Below are 19,489 nucleotides of genomic sequence, written 5' to 3' on the forward strand. Positions count from 1 at the left end.
CCACCTCGACGGCGGCGGCGAGAACCGACCGGCGCACACTCGCCCGCGGCGTGGCGTGTTCAGCCTCGGTGACGGTCGCAAATCAGCGACTGCGCAAGCTGCAACCGCCCTGCCTGCGACAACGCGACCACGGAAGACCGGGTGAGCGACGTGACAACATCTCCGACATCGTCACCTGCGCCCAGCGCGGTCAGGCTCTGAGTCGCAGAGCACCGCAAGTGCGTTCATCGCCCCGTCACGTACGAACCGGGTGTGCCTGTTCCAGGGTCGGGTAGTCCGTGTACCCGCGGTGGTCGCCGCCGTAGACCCCGATGGGTTCCGGGGCATTGAGTGGAGCGCCTCGGCGGACACGCTCCACAAAATCCGGGTTGGCGAGGAAGCCGCGCCCGAAGGCGACCAGGTCGGCGCCACGTCGGAGCCAGGCATCTGCCGCACCGATCTTCGTGACATCGTCAGGCTGGCTGCGTGTCGGCGTCACCACGAGAGCGCTTGGCCACAGGTCCCGGATGCGGTCGTCGAGGACGGCGCTGCCTGCCTCGACGAGGTGCAGGTAGGCCAGCTCCTCCTGTGCCAGCTCCTGGACCAGCGATGTGTAGGTGATGTGCGGGTCGGCTCGCTGACGTCACCGAATCGGTTTCCGGGGGAGATCCGCAGCCCTACTCGATGCGGGCCGATGGCCGCGGCTACCGCTCGTACGACCTCGACCGTCAGCCGGATGTGGCCCTCGGTGGTACCGCCCCAGTCGTCAGTGCGCAGATTGGTGTTCTCGGCGAGGAACTGTTGCAGGAGATAGCCATTGGCGGCGTGGATCTCAACACCGTCCAGTCCCGCTGCCATCGCCCGCTCGGCTGAGCGAGCGAAGTCATCGACGATGGCCAGGGTCTGAGCGCCGGTGAGCGGCTGCGGGCGGACGGCCGGTCTCCTGCCGTCTGCGGTGTACACCTCCGTTCGGGCGGCGATGGCTGAGGGCGCCACGGGATGCAACCCATCGGGCAGGAAGGTTGGGTGAGCGAGGCGTCCCGCATGCATCAGCTGCACGAAGATCCGGCCCCCGGCATCGTGCACCGCATCAGCTACACGAGACCAGCCGCGCCGGTGGGCGTCACTGTGCAGGCCTGGCACGCCGGGTCCGAGTCGGCCGGCCGCGGTGGGGTGGGTGCCCTCGGCGATGATCAGTCCGGCGCTGGCGCGCTGTGCGTAGTAGGTGCTCATCAACGCGCTCGGCGTGCCATCCGAGGCGGCACGGGATCGAGTCATCGGAGCCATCACGATGCGATTAGGCACGGTAAGGGCGCCCACTGTTGCGCTGTCAAAAAGCGGGGAGTTCACGGTGCCGGGCGCCGAGAGGGGGCCGGATGTCATGCGGTCTTCAGCTCGGCGAGGAGTTCGTAGCTGCGGACGCGGTCCTTGAACTCCCAGGTCTCGGTGAGAACGATGAGTTCGTCGGCTTGCGTGTGCTTGACCAGCTCGTTGAGGCCGTCACGGACCGTGGCGGGCGAGCCGACGCAGGACGCGCGCAGCATGCCCCCGACTGCCGAGGCTTCTTGCGGGGACCACAGCTGGTCGATGTCGTCGACGGGTGGCAGGTTCTGCAGTTCGCCGCGGATCAGGGTGAGGAACTTGCGCTGGAGGGTCGTGAAGATGTGCTCGGCGCTGCGGTCGGTGTCGGCGGCGATGACGTTCACACCGACGACGGCGTGCGGCTTATCCAGGTTTCCGGAGGGGCGGAAGTTCGCACGGTAGATGTCCAGGGCAGCGGACAGCTGGTTGGGAGCGAAGTGTGAGGCGAAGACGAACGGCAGGCCTTCCTTCGCGGCCAGGGCAGCGCCGAAGGTGGAGGAACCGAGGATGTACAGCGGGACGTTGGTGCCCTCGCCGGGGATGGCGCGGACCCGGCGGGTGGGTTTACCCGGCGCGAGGTAGCGGCGAACCTCCGCCACCTGGGCCGGAAAGTCCTCGGCGGTGGCGTCACCGCGGCGCAGTGCCTGGGTGGTCCACGGGTCGGTGCCCGGTGCGCGTCCCAGACCGAGGTCGATGCGTCCTGGGTAGAGGGCGGCGAGGGTGCCGAATTGTTCGGCGACGACGTATGGGGCGTGGTTGGGGAGCATGATGCCGCCGGAGCCGACCTTGATCCGCTCGGTGGCGGCGGCCACCTGTCCGATCAGGACGGAGGTCGCCGCGGAAGCCACCGCGGCCATGTTGTGGTGCTCGGCGATCCAGTAGCGGTGGTAGCCGAACGCCTCTGCCTTGCGGGCAAGTTCGATGGTCTCGTGCAGCGCCTCGGTGGCGGTGCCGCCGTGCCGGATGGGGGCGAGGTTGAGAAGGGAGAGCGGGATATCGCGGAGGTGGTTCATGACTGTGCGAGATTGCCTTTCGCGTGCTTCGGGGAATGCATGGCTTGATCGGCGCAGATGCGTGATCACGCCTGGACATGTGCGGGTGACGGTGGTGCAGGTCAGTGGTGCTGACCGAGCTCGGCGAGTTGGTGAGCAAGGGTGGGCTCGTCCTTGTTGCTGGACCGGGCGGTGACGGCCGACGCTGACGTCGGGCGCCGGGGGAAGGCGGACGTGCGCGCGAAGAGGGCGATGAGCAAGGCGACCGCGGTGAGTGCAGCGGCCGCACCGGGCACGGCGGTTACGCCGATGTGATCGAGGACCTGACCGCCGACCAAGGAACCGCCGCCGATGCCGAGGTTGAAGCCGATTATGAACAGCGCGGAGGCGGCGGCCTGCGCGGCCGGCGCTGCTTTGAGTGCGGCGGACTGCAGGAAGGTCGGTAGTGCCGCGTAGGCCAGTCCCCACAGCACGATCAGTGTGATGGTCGCGGGAGTGAACCAGCCGACTGCCCCCAATCCGGTCAGGGCCAGAACCACGATGCCCACGGCGCTCAGCAGGGCGCCCCGCGGGCGCCGGTCCACCAGCATTCCGGCGCACCACACCCCGGCGATGCCCGCGACACCGAAGGCGAAAAGGACAGGGCTGACCGCTTTCTCGGAGATGCCGGCATCGTGCAGGTAGGGGGCGACATAGGTGTAGAGCGTGAAGTGACCCAGCATGACCACGGTGGTCGTGACGGCGATGGCCAGTACTCCGGGGATCCTGAATGCCTTGGCGGCCGACGAGTCGGCGGCGGGCGTGCCGGGAGCCTGAGGCAGCAGGGCGGGAGCCGCGGCCATGACGAGGACCGCCACCCCAGCCAGGACGACGAAGGCCGCTCGCCAGCTCAGGGCGTTACCCAGTGCCGTACCCAGGGGGACGCCCAGGGACAGGGCTGCGCTGTTGCCGGCGTAGACCGTGGCGACGGCGCGGCCGGCGCGGCCGGGAGCGACCATCTGGGTGGCGTAGGCAGCCATCATCGACCAGAGCACACCGTGCACCAGCGCTGCGATGAGCCGGCCGAGAATGGCCACGGGAAAGGTGGGGGCGAGGGCCATCAACAGGTTGCTCACGGCGAAGGCCGCCATGATCACCAGGAAGAGTCGACGGCGTGGCCAGTTGGCGGTCCACGCAGTGACCGGCAAGGTCACGAGCATGACCACGAGGGCGTAGATCGCGACCAACAGTCCGACCTGCGACTCTGATGCCCCGAGGCCTTGGCCCATCTGCGGCAGCAGACCCATGGGCAGGGTCTCGGTGGTGATGGTCATGAAGGCGGCCACGAACAGGACGCCGAGGCCGCCCCGTTTTGTTCTGGAGGAGTCGTTCATTACGTCGGTCATGCCCCTGACGCTAAACTTATACATTGATGTCAAGGTCAAGCCGAAACGGAGTGAAGCACATCACCATGAAGATCGGTGAACTCTCCCATCGCACCGGAGTCGCCACTCGACTCCTGCGCTACTACGAACAGCAGGACTTGCTGCACCCCGACCGCCTCGCCAATGGTTACCGGGATTACCCCGAGAGCGCAGTGCAGCGCGTCCAACAAATTCGCGATCTGCTCCAGGCGGGGCTGAGCACTGGGGTCATTCGTGAGATCGTGCCGTGCTTCCTCGGCGCCGGCGCCGGCTTGCGCCCGATGGTCGACGCGGAGTTGGCCGCCAATCTCGCCCGCGAACTCGGCGAGATCGAGCGGCGCATCGACACCCTGACGCGCAATCGGGACGCCATCCGCGCCTACCTGGCGGTCGCCAGCCCGGCCGCCTGAGAAGCGAGAGGGATGGCTACCTGCAGAAAGGTCTGGATTTTAGGGTTCCGAGTTCGGTCGTATTCCGTTCTGCGCGTATGCGCTGCGTGCGGGTGGTGACGTGCTTCACTCCGGATTCGCTTGACCTTGACATCAATGTCATTGATTAGCGTCGACGACATGACCCGCAACAATGGATTGATCAAATCGGAGCGAGGCCGCCTCGACCAAGCATCAGGACAAAGGCCGATGACCCCGACGGCCGAGGGGGCACTCGCGGCGTTGGACATCTTCGTGGCAGGTTGGGCCTGCAGCGACCAGGACACCCTGACTACCGTCTTCGCCGACTCGAGCGTCCTGCACTCCAGTGCGCATGGCGAGGGCCCGCGGAGCCAGGGACATCACGGCTCTGTTCAGCGCCGATTTCGATCCTGTCATGCCCCTGGACATAGTCACCACGAACCACTTCGTCGGCGGCGACGACGAGCGGGCAGTGCTTACCTCCTACCTGTACGGTTTCACGCCGCAATCAGAACCGGCGCCGTCGACGTTCGGCGCGACACTCGTGGCCGACCTCGTCCGGACTGAGTCCGGTTGGCAATTCGAGGTCCTGCGGCTGTCCATCCCATGGATCGACGGGGACGAGGCTCGGTTCGCGAAATGGAGCATCCCCTCCCCCGAAGGATGGAAGATCGGCGACGCGACGCCCAGCATCGTGAGCGAATTGGACTCGCCCTGGGCCCGCGGAATCCCCGATCTCGACCCCCACGATGCCGTGCGGCAGGTCGCCGACTTCTACTCGCGCTATTCGTGGGCCATTGACCAAGGGGACATCACGCTCCTGCATGGCTGCTTCACCGAGGATGTCTTCGGGGCGTTCCCCCCGATGGGTGACCTTCAGGGACGCCATGAAGTCATCGGACAGATGAAGTCCTTCCGTCGCCTGTGGCCGTGGATGCAACATTTCGGCCGTCCGCTGCAGATCACGGTCGACGAAGCTCGCAATACCGCTCACCTTGTGGTCGGCCGCATCATCCCTCAGCGGCCGGCTACACCGAATGGGCAGGATCTCTACGGAGCCCACTATCAGTTGGATCTCCGCCGCGAAGACGACACCTGGAAGATCTCGCGTTTCGAATACATACCCGGCTGGATCACCGCGACGGAACGGTAGACCGCCCCGTCGCCCGGCTCGACGGCGGGTGTAGCCGTCACGGCACCCGCCAGCGCATCCTCGGCCCGCCGTAGGAGGCCGTGGCAACACCGGCCGGGACTGCGGCCGCCGCACCGCATCCCAGGCTTCTTTCCCCCGGGTCCGGGCACACCGCTGGAGCCGACTCTCGGGTGAGCAGGGGCGGCCGCTCTCGCCCTCCACATGGCGGCCCGGGTTCGCCGGCACCCCTGACGCACTCACTACCCACTCATAGATAAGAAAACGGCACATGCGATGGATACCCTTTCCGCTCCTCAGGATCGTCCGGCACTCTCGCTTCTCGATCTCGCACCGATCCGTCACGGCCACACTGTCGGTGACGCATTGCACCGCACCGTCGAACTCGCCTCCCATGCCGAGCTCCTGGGCTTCCACCGGTACTGGCTTGCCGAGCACCACAACATGGCGCCGATGGCGAGCTCGGCCAACATCGTCCTGGCCGGCGCCGTCGCCGCCGGGACCCGAACCATCCGGGTCGGCACCGGCAGTCTCAATCTGTCCAACTACGCGCCGCTCGTCGTGGCCGAGCAGGTCGGCACGCTGACAGCCCTGCATCCCGGCCGCTTCGATCTCGGGCTGGGGCGCGCACCGGGAACGGACCCGTGGACAGCGGCCGAAATCCGTCGCGGACGACCGGCGGATCAGGAGTTCACTGCGCAATTCGCCGAACTCCTCGCCTACCTCCACGGCACACGACCCAGGGTGCGGGCCATCCCGGGAGAAGGCGCCCACGTACCCATCTACCTGCTCGGCTCCGGTGTCTACAGCGCGGCCATCGCAGCGCGTCTCGGGCTGCCATTCGTCTTTGCCGCACATTTCGCCCCGACTCGGCTGCAGGAAGCAACTGATCTCTACCACTCCACCTTCCGCCCTTCACAGACTCTTTCCGAGCCGTATGCGATGGTCTCCGTGAACGCGGTCCTCGCCAATGATGACCGAGAGGCGGCCCGGCTGTTCACCTCCGTCCAACAGCGGTTCCTCGCAACGGTGCGCGGCCGGATGCAGCCGCTGGCTCCACCGGTGGACGACATACATCGACTGTGGACCCGGGACGAAGCCACAGCAGTGGCAGAGCAGCTGAGCCAGTCCTACATCGGTACGCCTGAGACCGTCCGTCCCCGACTCGAAGCGCTCGTGGCTCGGACGGGCGCCCGCGAGCTCATCTTCATGTCGGAGACCTACGACCAAGCAGCACGAATGCGCTCGTACGAGCTCATCGCCAGCCTCTGGAACCCCGTGACGGCACCGTAGCCGCACGCGCGAGGGCTGCCGCCTGGGCTGTTCGACGCAGTTCCGCGGGTTGCCGCGATGGACGGCCCGCTGGACAGGGATATTCGCGTACGCGGTCCGGTGGAAGCGCACCCGAGATCGGACTTCGGTGGCAGCTGCGAGAAGCCACTCCATCTCGCAAACAGTTGCTTCTCGAAGTGCGCGCAAGATTGGACCATGTCGATCTTTACCTTGTCGAAATGATTCGTCAGCTTTGCGTCCCGAACAGATCCTACTGTAGTGGCCACAAGCCCGAGTCCGTCTAACCTTTGCCCACGCCCAGGATCGGAGTGCCCGACTAGATACATCCGATCCCTCATTCGACGCACTTGATGCAGGCAATTGATGCGAATACCGTTGCACGAACAGCCAATATGCTGGAAATCCGCCAGCAGTGCTGGAGGTCTACACGATACGATTCCCGCGATGCCGCCAATAGTGTCAACCGAACGCGATTGGGCACAACAACTCCCGAGTCTCGCGGTCCGGTCGGGAATAGCTCGGCCGTCCTGGTCGGCGTCACCGAGGGTGGCGGCGTCACCGCGGTCCGCGGGACCGACGAGGTAGTGTCTTCCGGCGAGGAACTGTGTCGACGAGAACGAGACGGTCGTTCCGCGCGGGCCGGAAGCTTTGCTGCACTGCGGATACGGGCAAATTTCAGTCGAGGGCCGCACGGTTGAGAGTGGCACTCGCCCGCAATCAGTTGCTCGTCGTGCTGCCGTGCCACAGGTGAGTCGTCTGGGCTGGCGCACTCACCAGATATCCGGGAACTGGGAGCGCTATCGATCTTGACCCGACGGACGACCGACCGTCGACCACGACCTCAGCTGATCACGCGAGCCGCTCGAACTGATTACCTACCGACGATTCGAGCGTTCGGATTGGGGTTATGCTCGCATTGATGCTCGAGAGGTGATTTGCATGATACAGGGATTGTGGACACCGAGGCACGAGATCGAGGTCGGCCGTGGCCGAATACGATCCACTGGCGACGCAGCGTGATTTGACCTCGGGTATCGCCACGGAGTTGGCCGCGGCGGGGTTCGACGATGCCCAGGAGATCGGGCGGGGTGGCTTCGGAGTCGTCTACCGCTGCCTACAGCCATCCCTCGACCGCATCGTCGCGGTCAAGGTCCTCACCGCCGATCTGGATCCGGACAATCTCGAGCGGTTCATTCGTGAGCAACGGGCCATGGGCCGGCTGTCCGGGCATCCGAACATCGCCAACATTTTGCAGGTCGGTGCCACGGCCAGCGGGCAGCCGTACATTGTGATGCACTACCACGCGCACGGTTCTCTGGCTTCCCGGATCCACCGCTCGGGGCCGATGGGCTGGGAGGAGGCGGTTCGGCTCGGAGTAAAGGTCGCGGGCGCGCTCGAGACTGCGCACCGGGTCGGCACCGTGCATCGGGACGTCAAGCCCGCGAACATCCTGCTCACGGACTACGGTGAGCCGCAGTTGACCGATTTCGGCATCGCCCGCATCGCGGGTGGCTTCGAGACCTCGACGCGCGCAGTGGTCGGCTCACCGGCGTTCACCGCACCCGAGGTGCTCAAAGGCCAGCCCCCCACCCCTGCATCGGATGTGTACGGCCTCGGGGCGACGCTGTTCTGCACGATCACCGGTCACGCCGCGTTCGAGCGCCGCAGCGGCGAGCAGGTGATGGCCCAATTCCTGCGGATCACCTCCCAGCCGGTGCCGGAACTGCGCGGGGAGGACATCCCCCGCGACGTCTGTGCCGCGATCGAGAGGGCGATGTCCCGGGAGCCGGACGATCGTGCGTCGTCTGCGGTCGAGTTCGGGGACGAATTGCGCGAAGCCCAACTCCGGAACGGACTGCCCGCCGACGAGATGGCCCTACCCACCGACCTCGGCACGCAGACCCCCGATGAACACCGCCGCGGCGCCTCGACCAGGACTGTGTCGGGCAGGTCCGGCCCAATGACGACGGGCGGCCGGAACGATGCAGCGACGCCAGGGACGCCACCCGCCCCCTCCACCCGATTCCGCCCGCCCACGCCGACCCGGCAACTGGTCGAACGTAGACATCTGATCGACTCCCTACGCGCCGGAGAGCGGCGCCGGTTGACGGTCATTCACGCTCCTGCCGGATTCGGCAAGAGCACCCTCGCCGCCCAATGGGGTGAAGTGCTGACCGAGGAGGGTGTGGCGGTCGCGTGGCTGACGGTCGATCACGATGACAACAACATGGTGTGGTTTCTCTCGCATCTGGTCGAGGCAATCCGGCGGGTCCGTCCGGCCCTGGCGCGCGACCTGGGGCAGGCGCTCGACGAGCACGGCGACGAGGCCGAGCAGTACGTCCTGTCGTCGCTGATCAACGAGATCCACGCCCGCGGTGAGCGGGTGGCGATCGTGATCGACGACTGGCACCGGGTCACCGACGCCGGGACCCGCGCGGCCATGGGATTCCTGCTCGACAACGGCTGCCACCACATCCAGGTCGTCGTGGCAAGCCGCACCCGGGCCGGCCTTCCGATGAGTAGAATGCGCGTGCGTGATGAGCTTGTCGAAATCGATTACACAGCATTACGTTTCGATGACAATGAGGCACGATCCTTCCTGGTCGACCTGGGCGGACTGGAGCTGGAGCAGGAGGATGTCGCGGACCTGCGGGACTCGACCGACGGGTGGGTGGCGGCGTTGCAGTTGGCGTACCTGTCACTGCGTGGACGCGACGACCCCACCGAGCTGATCGGGCACATGTCGGGTCGGCATCACGCCATTGGCGAATTCCTCGCCGAGAACGTGCTCGACACGTTGGAACCGGAGATCCTCGATTTTCTGCTGGCGACGTCGGTCACAGAACGGATCAGTGGCAGCCTCGCTGGCGCGTTGGCGCACGTGTCGCGCGGGCAGGCGCTACTCGAAGTAGTCGAGGAGCGGGATCTGTTCCTGCGACGGGTGGACGAGGACGGAGTGTGGTTCCGGTACAACCACGTGTTCGCGGAATTCCTGCAACGACGACTCGAGCGTGATCAGCCCGAGCGGATCGACGAACTTCACCGCACGGCATCGACATGGTTCGCCGATCACGAGCTACTCGGCGAGGCCGTCGATCACGCGCTCATGGCTGGGGATCAGGTCCGGGCGGTCGAGCTCGTCGAGCGCGATGGGATGCACCTGATCGAGTACTCGCACATGACGACCCTCCTCGGTATGGTTGCGAAACTCCCTCCCGCGCTGACGGAGTCACGCCCGTGGTTGCAACTCGCCGTAGCCTGGGCCAACATCATGCTGCACCGGGCCGCGCCCGCACAGAGAGCACTCGACCTCGTCGAATCAACGCTCGATCGTGTCCCCTCCACCGACGAGGTCGCCGATCTTAGAGTAGAGGCCGCCGTGATGCGGGGCGTTATTCGGTTCCGCGCGGACCGAATCGACGGCGCGGACGAGTTGGTCGAGGCATGCCTGCCGCGGCTGGACACGTTGCGGCCGTGGGTTGTGTCGAGTGCCGCGAACATGGCAACCTATCGCGCGACATACCAGTTCGATTTCGACGAAGCGCGCCGACTGCAGGGATGGGCCTCCGCATTTCATGCGCGAACCAACGGTCCGTACCTGGTGATGCACGGGCATTGTTTCGCCGGCCTTGCCGCCTACGAACAACTCGATGTCGCCGCGGCAGAAAGCAGCTTCCGGGCGGGCGTGCGTGTGGCAAGGAAGATGGGTGGTAAGCACTCGGAGGCCGCGCGCCTGGCCGATTCTCTCCTCGGCGCGTTGTTGTACGAACGCGGCGAGATCGACCAGGCCGAACAGTTGCTCGACGAAGGCTACGAGATTGGGGGCGAGGGCGGTCTCGTGGAATTCAAGATCCCTCGGTATGTCCTCGGGGCGCGTATCAAGGCCCTGCGGGGCGACCGAATAGCGGCAGCGCAGCGACTGGATGAGGGCGCGAGGATCGCTGTGACACTGTCCCTTCCGCGGTTGCGCGCCAACGTTGAGAACGAACGGATCAGGCTGGGGCTTCCCCTGAGCTCCGACATCCCGGTCTCGCCGCCCGCAGAATATTCCTCTCGTCGACGACCGGTTGAGGGCATCGAGGCACTGACGGCACAGATCGAAGAGGCAACAGCCATCAGACTGCTGCTCGACGAGCATTCACCGGACCAGGCCGAGCTCGCGTGCACATGGGCAAAGGAGTGGACGAACCGACTCGAGGGCCGCGGTGCAGACCGATTGTTGATGCAGGCCAGAAGGTTGCTCATAGCCTGTCTGTCTGCCTCGGGTCGCATCGACGAAGCCAAGGAACTGCTCACCTCGATCGCAGCACAATGCGCCGAGCTGGGCATGATGCGTCACCTTCCAGATGGTGGACCACACATCGTCTCGCTCATCGCGGCGCTGCGGGAGGACCAGGTCGCCGGGACGTGGCGCAGAGACTGGGCGCAAGTCCCGGCCACATTCCTCGCGGACCTGGCGACTGCCGACGCGCCCCAAAGGATCTGAATCGTCACTGCAACCGGCTCCAGCAGCCGGCCAGCACGGCAATCCCTGCGAAGACGACGCAATGTGAACCCACCACATGACATGTTGAAGTTCGGTGCCTGTCTCCTTCATATGGACTCGCCGACAAACCTGCTCAGCGAAGATGTTATGTACATCGGGCGCACCGTAAACCATCCAACACGCTTGGCCAAGGTCTGCATCGCCGTCGAGGACCGAGCCGTTGTTCAGGTAGGCCGCCAGCGCGTAGATCGCGGACTGTCCCTCGACGAGCGGAGATTGGATCGCCGAGCCGACGAGTTCACCATTTATTACCGCAGCATTGGTGTTGGCGTTCATGCAGGTGCCTCCAACGAAGAGAGCGTCCTTGCCGGGAAGGATGCCGTTCTCTTTGGCTGCGCGGATGGCGCCGAGCGCCAGGGCATCGTTGACTCCGTACACCCAGGTGAATTTTCCCTTGTTGGCCGGGATGACCTGGGAGCTGTAGCCCTCGGCTTCGAGGAATCCGCCGGATGTGACATCGCTGAGAACCGCTGACGAGGGAGAGCTCTGCTTCAACTCGTCGGTGAATCCGGCGACTCGCTGCTGGGCGGCCGTGTGGCCGGCAACCGTGTTGACGATCAAACCGTCGCCGAGGGGGACGCCGGCCTTCTGGGCGCCAGCGATGAGCAACTGCGCTGCTGTTCGACCGCTGCCGTAGTCGTTGACGCCGGCGTACGCGTCGAACAAGGAGTCCTGCTCCTCGGTGGGAACCTGGTTGAGAATGACGAGCGGAATTCCTGCTGCTTTGATGGCTTGTTCGGACGCTACTGCCGCTTCTGCGGAAATGGGGTTCAGCACAACGCCGACGGGCTTGTCGCCCTGAGCCAGCATCTGCTGGATTGCAGAGTCCTGTTCTTCCTGCGTCGACGCCTCGACATAGGAGACATCCCAGCCGTACGACCTGCAACTTCACATGCGCCGACCTCGTTCTGTCCGAAGTGCGGATTCTCGCGGGACTGACCGAAGAACATCACCTCCCGGATGAGGGCATGCCGTCGGGCGCCGATGACGTGCTGCTTTGAGCGTTGCCGCACGCGGTGAGCAGGAGTGTGGCGGCTGTGCAACCGGCGACGGCGGTGAGGTAGGCCCGTTTGCGCTGACGGTCTGCGCGAGGTGGGAATTTCGACATGTTGACTCCTGTTTGGGGACTTGCCGGGGGCACTGCCGGTGGGATGGGTGGGGTGGGTAGGCGATCCCGCCGAGCTGCGGCCTGGGGGACGCTGCGATGTGCGTGAAGGATCGGACTTCGAGCAGATCGTGATGTTGGATGTTGCGGCAATATCTGGCCGCCAGTATGAGAGGATCGCCACGGGGAAGCGGGCCTCGATTGTCCGCGTGAGGATCATCGTCACCCGGTCAGACAGGGCGCCGAAGTACCGTGCCGATTTGTCGGACCAGACGACTCGAAGCCGGGTCAGGGTAAGCGCGGAGAACTTCCATTCCCCGTCCACGCGCTCATACTTCTCGTGGTAGTGACCGTAGCCGTGCATGACCTCGTCGCCGTACTCCAGACGGTCGTACATCGACCAGCGCCCCACAGCGCGATTCGGGCTGATCAGCTCAATTTGTGGGTCGTGTCCTTGATGAACCGAGATGACCTCGGAGACCGCACCCGCGATGACCCGCGCAGTCGCTTCGCCGCCGCTGACGATCCAATCGTCAGGGTTGATGTCGGCTGCAGTAACCCCGTGATGTCCGATGTGATGTTGACCTTCACCACCGAAATCGACGCGTGCGTCCGGGGTGAAGAGCGCCTCGATGCCTGCCCAGTCCTTCTCGTCGACGACCTGGAAGTGTCGTCACTTCAGCTGGCTGATCTCCTCGATGGCGCACAACTTGTCGATAGGGCCTGGAACATAGTGACTCTTCACGTCTCGCGTGTCCGCAAATGATGACTCTGAAACGATCACGGATCCTCCTCGCCTAGGGATACCTATCCGGTCCAATGGGAGCGCTTAGCTGGATCTGCCGCGAGCCGTCCGTGTTTTGCTGCGGATACGTCGCACAGCCAGAAGGTCGGCGGACGATTCGAACGGCGCGTCAAGAACGACAAGTAGATGCAACGACGTGATAACGCCTACAAACGCTCGTTCGCTGGATGTAACGTAGATCATAGTTCACGTGGACGCAAGAGACTGCGGACACCGAACAAGCACCCGCCGGCACCGTTCCGCTGCCGGACATTCCGCCCCCTCACCGCGAGTACGGCCGTTCGAGATGAACAACTCCCCACACCAGAACAGCCACATCCCGTCCGATCGTCACAGCCTGTGACACATGCTCGGCCATGCGGCAACCTGTGAGGGTTGACACATCGACCGATCCCACTAATACTTATGAACGTACGTACGTTTGTTGCGCGGGAGAGGCACTTCGACCAATCATCGATCTCACACTGGGTCAGCGAAAACGTCATGCGAGACAGCAACCCCACCTGAGCATTACCGGAATCCGACGAGTCGTCCTACGGCATTGTTCGATGACGCCCGGGGGGGCACTTAGTTGCAACCTCTGTCCTCGCTGCGCCAATGAGACTGCGCTCTTGAGCTCGATCGACGACTGCACCACCAAACTCACGCGCACCAGACACCGAAAGCGCGGTCGAAAACCAACCGCGCAAACGGCATCGCCTTAGTACCGATCAAGCCAGGCGATGTTCGGGCGGACAAACATTCCCACAGTAAGGAGATCTCAGGTCATGTTGTTCGAGACATACAAATTGGGTTCACTCGAGCTGTCGAACCGAGTCGTCATGGCACCCATGACGCGGGTTCGCGCCTCCGAGACGGGACTGCCGTCCGAGAGTGCAGCGCTCTACTACGCGCAACGCGCCAGCGCGGGGCTCATCGTGAGCGAGGGCATCTCGCCGTCGAAGCAGGGACAGTCCGAGCCGAATATTCCCGGTCTCTACAACGATGAGCAGGAGGCCGCCTGGCGCCCGATCACCCAGGCTGTTCACGATGCCGGCGGCCGGATCTTCGCCCAGCTTATGCACGGTGGTCGCGTGGGGCACCCGGAGATCAACGGAATGCAGCCGCTCGGAGCCTCGCCCATCGCCGCCCAGGGCACGATCTTCAACTCCGGTGGTCGGCTCGCGTTCGTCACCCCCGTCGAGATGACCGCCGAGCAGATTCAAGAGCAGATCAACGTGTTTGTCGCGGCGGCCGAGCGCGCGATCGCTGCCGGCTTCGACGGCGTCGAGATCCACGGCGCCAACGGCTACCTGATCCAGCAGTTCCTGTCGGACAACAGCAATCAGCGCACGGACCAGTACGGCGGCTCGCACGAGAACCGGGCACGCTTCGCGGTCGAGGTCGCTACCGCCGTCAGCGCTGCCATCGGCGCCGACCGGGTGGGGATCAGGTTCTCTCCCGGCGGAAAGTTCCACGACATGAACGAAAGCGATCCCGAGGGCCTCTACACCACGCTGCTCAACGCCCTGAATCCACTGGGATTGGCGTACCTTCACATCCTCGAGACTGCATCGGACGATATCAACGACCGGATTCGGGAAATCTGGACTGGTCCGCTGATCGTGAACCCTGCAATCGTCGGAAGTTCAGACTTCGTCGACAAGACCAATGCCGATCGGTGGTTGGCGCGCGGCGGCGACCTGATCGCATTCGGTCGGTACTTCATCTCCAATCCGGACCTGGTGCGTCGCCTGCGCGATGGCCTCGAGCTGACGATGCCCGATCTCGACACCTTCTACTCGGGTGGAGACAAGGGTTACATCGACTACCCTGAGTGGTCGGACAGCGCCGTCAGCTGACACTGGCACACAATGCCGGGCCGGAGTTCTTCCGGCCCGGCATTGTGCCGTGAAGGGTTGGCGTAGCAATAGGTGGCCTGCGTATTCGGTCAGCGGGCATGTTGGGCCGCCGATCAGCGTTGCTGGAGAAGGCGCGTTCGATTTGCCTGTCGGTGTGCGCGATTCAACGACTGCACAAGCCCTTCAGCCACGGCACGACGCTGCGCCGTTTGCGCCACCTGGTTGGGTCACCGTCCGCGTCGGCCGACTTCCAAGGCGGTGCCGGCTTCGACGGCGTCTCGCTCTGTCAGCCAGGCGGCAACGTGGACGCGGGAGGTGAATCCGAGCTTGTTGAGTATCCGCTCGACGTGGCCTTGAGCTGTGCGCTGCGAGATGACCAGCGTCTCGGCGATCGCCTTGTTGGTCAACCCCTGCCTGATCAGCTGGGCGACCTGCCACTCACGTGGGGTCAATACGTCAACGGAGCGGGTGCAGCGCTCATCTCGGTCGGGTGGTTCACCGAGTGCATACGCCACGGCCTGGTCGAGACTGAAGCGACGCCCTCGCTGCTGCGCTTGGGAGTACTCCCGCTCGCCGAGCCTCAGCGTGATCCGTGCGCGGGCATCGCCGGGATCCTCGGTTGCGCGGGTGTTAGTTCGGCCGACACGGTGTTGCCAGGCTTCTGCTGCTTCGAACAACACAGCGGCGCGTTCGGTGTGGCAGTCAGAGGCGAGGACTGCGGCGATACGGAGGAGATCGGCTGCAAGGATAGGGTTTCGCAGCTGTCGCGTCAGATGTAGCGCAAGTTCGAGGTGATGGGCTGTCCGTGTGGGTGCATCAGTCTCGGAGATAGCAGCGAGGGCCGTGTGGGCAACGGCCCGGTTCACCGATTCACCGTGTGCGTCGGAGATTGCGAGGGCTTCGTCGAAGCAGGTGGCTGCATTCTCGTAGTCGCCGTTGCGACCGAGAGCGCGACCGAGTCCGGTCAGTGCTTCCAAGCGTGCGGTGGCATCCCCGGACTCACCAATCGCCTCGAGCGTGATTTCAAAGAGCGCGGCCGCGGTCGTGGCATCGTCAGTCGCGAGCGACACCTCGGCTTCCGCAGGTAGAACGAGTTGCCCGGCGCCCGGATCCGCGCTCAGGGTCGCGGATCGGCGCGCTGCGGCGAGCAGATCGAAGGCCTCGTGAGGTCTTCCCTGGAGGCCGGCCAGTGTGCTTTCGGCGCACAGCGCAGCAACGTGTGCGGTGGAAGAGCTCGAGATTTGTTGGGCCCGGCCTTGACTCAGCCAGTGCCGACCCTCGTCCAGAAGACCGCGGTTCATCCATAATCGCCGGAGCGCGATACCCATGCGAAGTCCACACGGCGCGTCGCGCGGGTCGTCGAGGCAGGCCGACATCACGGCATAGAGGTTGGCCCGTTCTCGGTCGAGGCGATCGATGAGGTCGATCTGCCGAGGGCCGAGCCAACAGGCGTCCGCGTGGAGGGCGAGTTTGACGAACCAGTCTCGATACCTGTGTAGGACGGGAGTGTGGCGGTCGGTTGCCCGTAGCTTGTCGAGGCCGTAGTCGCGCACCGTCGCGAGCATGCGATACCGCACCAGACCGCGAGTCTCTTCGGCGATGATGATCGACTTATTGATCAGCGAGGTAACCACGTCGAGTAGCTCGTCCGCGGTAGCGTAACCGGCGCATGCTACTTCGGCGGCGTCGAGCTCGAATCCGCGCTCGAATATCGACAGCACCTCCCACAGGCATCGCTCAGCCGCGGAGCACAGGTCGTAACTCCAGTCCAGGCTCGAGCGCAGGCTCTGCTGGCGCGCGGGCGCTCCACGGCTGCCGAGGGTGAGGAAGCGGCACAGATCGTCTAGGTGTTCGAGGATCTGCTGTGTGGACAGGGCCCGCAGCCGCCTGGCGGCCAGCTCGATGGGAAGCGGAAGTCCCTCGAGCCGCTGGCAGATCTTCACGACGGCGAACTGATTGTCCTCGGTGATCCCGAAGCCGGGCACGGCGGCGCTGGCCCGGTCGGCGAACAGGGCGATCGCATCGTAGCTGGGGAGTCCGCTCAGCGAACTCCGGAGGTGGCAGTCGGGGGTCGCCAACGGTCGCAGCGCCAGTGTGGCTTCGCCGCCGATGCCCAGGCATTCCCGACTGGTCGCCAGAATGCGTAGATCCGGGCAGACCCGAAGCAGTTTGCCGACCGCTACCGCAACGTCGTCGACCAGGTGTTCGCAGTTGTCGAACACGAGCAGTGGGCGTTGTGTCGCCAGGAGTTCAATCAGATCGTCGAGCGAGGGAGTTGCGATCCGGGGTGCCAGTGACTCGGCGATGGTGGCGGTCAGTTTCCCGGCGCTGTGTATTTCGCCGAGTTCGATGAGCCGGACACCGCCTGTGAACGTGTGCGCGATGTCTGCCGCCACGCGCAACGCCAGACGTGTTTTCCCGACTCCCCCTATTCCGGTCACGGTGACCAATCGGTGTGCACCGAGGAGACGTTTGGCCTCCGCGAGTTCGGCGCGCCTCCCGACAAAGCTGGTCAGCTCGAGCGGGAGATGTGCTGTTCGATCCCCAATGGCAAGCGACATGGAACCGCTTCTTTCAGTGGAGTTGATTCGAGACCCGACACCCATCTAAACTTACGAGTGTTTGTTTTTTTGAGCTTACGTTTCTCCATGGCACATGGCAAGGATCCTCTTGTCGAACAACCTTTTCAGGCCGCGCTTCGCCAGGCCTCGAATTCCGTGTCGGAGCGTCCATGGCTCGGTTGGACCCGGAGGTTGTGGAATCGATGACGATGTACGCCGAACTGAACCGAATCCTCGACTTGCTTCATTCTCAGCACGTGGCCGACCGGGCGGCACGCCTTCGTGCCGCAGCGGCGTTGGAGGGGGTCCTACTCTCCGGCGTCCACGCCGATTCGTGTGTTCACACCGGTCTCCCGGTCCGCGCCGATATCGCGCGCCGTTCCGGTCACGACGAGTCGTTGACTGGTCGCGAGCACGAGATACTGGAAATGATCGCCGATGGTGCGTCGAACGTCGAAATCGGTCGCGCCCTGCATATTTCGACAAACACGGTCCGGTTTCACGTCAGCAATATTCTGCGCAAAATGTCGGTGAACAATCGCACCGCAGCGGTGGCGAAGATGACAACCGGCATCCGCGCGCGCTGACGCCTCTCCCCCGGTTCGCCCGCCTCGGTACATCGCACAGTCGATATGCGTTTCGCGGCCCGACGCACCGAAGTCCTCCGGCCGTGACTCGGCCGGAGGATTTCCGTGGGTGGAGATATTGAGCCGCAGCGAAGGAATTGCCCGCGGATGAAGCGGTGGCGGGAAAGTCAGTGCGCCTCGGCGTGGATGCCGACACGGACGTATCCGGCGAGGGTGCTGTCGTCGACCTCGGGCAGATTGACGACGATGTTCTCGGGCGTGCGGGTGGTGAGCCAGATGAGTTCCTCGGTGGTGCTCATGTTGGCTTCGACGTGCGGCATGAACGGTGGGACGAAGACGAAGTCCCCTTCGGACATGTCGATGTACTCACTGAAGTTCTCGCCGAAATAGATTCGCGCCTTGCCGGTGAGAACGTACCCGCCGGTTTCGGCCTCACCGTGATGATGTGGCAGTGACCGATATCCGGGCTCGTTGAAGACCTTCCCGAACCAGATCTTCGTCGCCGGCGTGTGCTGGATACTGACCCCGGAGACACGCACGGCGCCACCGGACTGGCCCGTGTTCTGCGCTTCCTCTCCCTTACGAGTGACTACCGGCTTGTCGTGCTCAGCCATGCTCGATTCCTTTCACGAACAAACGTTTGCTTGTGATTAGCGTACGAGTGCACGCCTTGATCACACAAGAGTGCGCGACGATCGCAATCCGAGAGCTGCATGCGTCAGTGAAGCGGTTCGGGGCGTCGGCCGATGATGAAGCTGCTCCGGAAGGTCATCACGGCTTCGCCTCGCTGATTGAGAGCGCTGTAGGCGAAGGACCAGATGCCCTGGTCAGGCTTCTTCGTCGGGCGGGCGGCAATGAGCTCAGCTTCGGGATGCAGGGTGTCGCCGATGAGCACCGGGCGCACAGCGCGCACCTCGTCGAGGCCGAGCCAGGCGACGACGTTGTTGAAGTAGCCGGTCTGGGTTGTCAGCCCCAAGGCGAGCGAGAGCGTGAACGGCCCGTGCGCGATCCGCTGCCCGAACTGGGTGCCGGCTGCATACTCCTCGTCGAGGTGCAGCGAGACGATGTCGCAGGTCAGCCCCGCCCACTGCACCAGGTGCGCATCGGTGACAGTCATACCGGGGCCACGGAGCACGTCCCCCAGGTCGAGGTCCTCCCACCAGCGATCAGGCTGCCCGATCACTCGGGCGGCAGTGCTGACGTCGTTGATTGTCATCGAAACTCCTCATAGCGCCGGCGCCGCCGGCCGTGTTAACGTACAAGCGATTGTTCGTTTAACAGTACGGGCCGCCAACCCGCTGGTCAATCATTTGGTCAAAGCCTGCACCACGATGCCTGGATGTGACGAGATGCCGCACACCACAAGGTCCCGCGCCTCCTTCGCGGTGGGCGCGGCTTTCTCCGGATGGCCGGTCCGGCGATCGGCGGTATCACCCGGGACCGTGCGGGGAATCA

Annotated in this window: 13 protein-coding genes and 1 pseudogene; 6 read left to right on the plus strand and 8 right to left on the minus strand. The window is 64.4% G+C overall.

Features of this window, described 5'->3' with window-relative positions; genetic code table 11:
- Window positions 1-474 precede the first annotated feature (474 nt).
- The 3 genes from JWS14_RS00170 to JWS14_RS00180 form a co-directional block, all read right to left on the minus strand.
- The gene (locus JWS14_RS00170) at window positions 475-1,257 is read right to left on the minus strand and encodes an oxidoreductase (RefSeq protein ID WP_241031188.1); all 783 of its coding nucleotides are present in this window, start codon (window positions 1,255-1,257) and stop codon (window positions 475-477) included.
- 101 nt (window positions 1,258-1,358) lie between these two features.
- Window positions 1,359-2,354, minus strand: coding sequence for an LLM class flavin-dependent oxidoreductase (locus JWS14_RS00175; protein WP_206012204.1), 996 nt, complete (start codon window positions 2,352-2,354; stop codon window positions 1,359-1,361).
- Window positions 2,355-2,455: 101 nt separating this feature from the next.
- Entirely contained in the window at window positions 2,456-3,718 is a 1,263-nt protein-coding gene (locus tag JWS14_RS00180) for an MFS transporter (protein WP_241031189.1), read from the minus strand.
- 50 nt (window positions 3,719-3,768) lie between these two features.
- Here JWS14_RS00180 and JWS14_RS00185 point away from each other — a divergent pair, with 50 nt between their 5' ends.
- From JWS14_RS00185 to JWS14_RS00200, 4 genes are all read left to right on the plus strand, one after another.
- On the plus strand, window positions 3,769-4,146 hold the full coding sequence (locus tag JWS14_RS00185) for a MerR family transcriptional regulator (RefSeq protein WP_420855103.1): 378 nt from the start codon (window positions 3,769-3,771) through the stop codon (window positions 4,144-4,146).
- 415 nt (window positions 4,147-4,561) lie between these two features.
- Window positions 4,562-5,299: a nuclear transport factor 2 family protein gene (locus JWS14_RS00190; protein ID WP_241031190.1), complete on the plus strand. Its 738-nt coding sequence runs from the start codon at window positions 4,562-4,564 to the stop codon at window positions 5,297-5,299.
- Between the two features lie 273 nt (window positions 5,300-5,572).
- Complete coding sequence (locus JWS14_RS00195; protein WP_206012205.1) at window positions 5,573-6,589, plus strand: LLM class flavin-dependent oxidoreductase; 1,017 nt, start codon at window positions 5,573-5,575, stop codon at window positions 6,587-6,589.
- Window positions 6,590-7,574: 985 nt separating this feature from the next.
- Window positions 7,575-11,075: a serine/threonine-protein kinase gene (locus JWS14_RS00200; protein ID WP_206012206.1), complete on the plus strand. Its 3,501-nt coding sequence runs from the start codon at window positions 7,575-7,577 to the stop codon at window positions 11,073-11,075.
- Between the two features lie 279 nt (window positions 11,076-11,354).
- Here JWS14_RS00200 and JWS14_RS00205 read toward each other — a convergent pair.
- Both JWS14_RS00205 and JWS14_RS49795 read right to left on the minus strand, forming a co-directional pair.
- A pseudogene (locus JWS14_RS00205) lies at window positions 11,355-11,960 on the minus strand (substrate-binding domain-containing protein); the annotation flags it as partial.
- Window positions 11,906-12,874, minus strand: coding sequence for a nuclear transport factor 2 family protein (locus tag JWS14_RS49795; protein ID WP_241031638.1), 969 nt, complete (start codon window positions 12,872-12,874; stop codon window positions 11,906-11,908). The pseudogene JWS14_RS00205 and the gene JWS14_RS49795, both read right to left, overlap by 55 nt.
- A 938-nt stretch (window positions 12,875-13,812) precedes the next feature.
- Between JWS14_RS49795 and JWS14_RS00215 the strand changes: the two genes are divergently transcribed.
- On the plus strand, window positions 13,813-14,886 hold the full coding sequence (locus tag JWS14_RS00215) for an alkene reductase (RefSeq protein ID WP_206012207.1): 1,074 nt from the start codon (window positions 13,813-13,815) through the stop codon (window positions 14,884-14,886).
- Window positions 14,887-15,113: 227 nt separating this feature from the next.
- Here JWS14_RS00215 and JWS14_RS00220 read toward each other — a convergent pair whose 3' ends face one another.
- On the minus strand, window positions 15,114-17,447 hold the full coding sequence (locus JWS14_RS00220) for an ATP-binding protein (RefSeq protein WP_206012208.1): 2,334 nt from the start codon (window positions 17,445-17,447) through the stop codon (window positions 15,114-15,116).
- Between the two features lie 203 nt (window positions 17,448-17,650).
- Between JWS14_RS00220 and JWS14_RS51395 the strand changes: the two genes are divergently transcribed.
- Window positions 17,651-18,034 carry a helix-turn-helix domain-containing protein gene (locus JWS14_RS51395; RefSeq protein ID WP_275957891.1) on the plus strand — a complete coding sequence of 128 codons (384 nt, stop codon included), beginning with the start codon at window positions 17,651-17,653 and terminating at the stop codon, window positions 18,032-18,034.
- A gap of 167 nt (window positions 18,035-18,201) precedes the next feature.
- Here the strand turns inward: JWS14_RS51395 and JWS14_RS00230 are convergent, their stop codons facing one another.
- Together JWS14_RS00230 and JWS14_RS00235 are read right to left on the minus strand one after the other, a co-directional pair.
- Window positions 18,202-18,648: a cupin domain-containing protein gene (locus JWS14_RS00230; protein ID WP_206012210.1), complete on the minus strand. Its 447-nt coding sequence runs from the start codon at window positions 18,646-18,648 to the stop codon at window positions 18,202-18,204.
- Between the two features lie 104 nt (window positions 18,649-18,752).
- Complete coding sequence (locus JWS14_RS00235; protein ID WP_206012211.1) at window positions 18,753-19,250, minus strand: MaoC/PaaZ C-terminal domain-containing protein; 498 nt, start codon at window positions 19,248-19,250, stop codon at window positions 18,753-18,755.
- Window positions 19,251-19,489: the final 239 nt, after the last annotated feature.

Origin of the sequence: Rhodococcus koreensis (genome assembly GCF_017068375.1) — a bacterium.
Classification (GTDB): domain Bacteria; phylum Actinomycetota; class Actinomycetes; order Mycobacteriales; family Mycobacteriaceae; genus Rhodococcus_F; species Rhodococcus_F koreensis.

Excerpts from the sequence above, each read along its gene's own strand:
- JWS14_RS00235 (WP_206012211.1), bottom strand. The coding sequence starts at position 19,250 with ATGACAATCAACGACGTCAGCACTGCCGCCCGAGTGATCGGGCAGCCT.
- JWS14_RS00195 (WP_206012205.1), top strand. The coding sequence starts at position 5,573 with ATGGATACCCTTTCCGCTCCTCAGGATCGTCCGGCACTCTCGCTTCTC.
- JWS14_RS51395 (WP_275957891.1), top strand. The coding sequence starts at position 17,651 with ATGACGATGTACGCCGAACTGAACCGAATCCTCGACTTGCTTCATTCT.
- JWS14_RS00175 (WP_206012204.1), bottom strand. The coding sequence starts at position 2,354 with ATGAACCACCTCCGCGATATCCCGCTCTCCCTTCTCAACCTCGCCCCC.
- JWS14_RS00215 (WP_206012207.1), top strand. The coding sequence starts at position 13,813 with ATGTTGTTCGAGACATACAAATTGGGTTCACTCGAGCTGTCGAACCGA.
- JWS14_RS00170 (WP_241031188.1), bottom strand. The coding sequence starts at position 1,257 with ATGACTCGATCCCGTGCCGCCTCGGATGGCACGCCGAGCGCGTTGATG.
- JWS14_RS00180 (WP_241031189.1), bottom strand. The coding sequence starts at position 3,718 with ATGACCGACGTAATGAACGACTCCTCCAGAACAAAACGGGGCGGCCTC.
- JWS14_RS00230 (WP_206012210.1), bottom strand. The coding sequence starts at position 18,648 with ATGGCTGAGCACGACAAGCCGGTAGTCACTCGTAAGGGAGAGGAAGCG.
- JWS14_RS00220 (WP_206012208.1), bottom strand. The coding sequence starts at position 17,447 with ATGTCGCTTGCCATTGGGGATCGAACAGCACATCTCCCGCTCGAGCTG.
- JWS14_RS00190 (WP_241031190.1), top strand. The coding sequence starts at position 4,562 with ATGCCCCTGGACATAGTCACCACGAACCACTTCGTCGGCGGCGACGAC.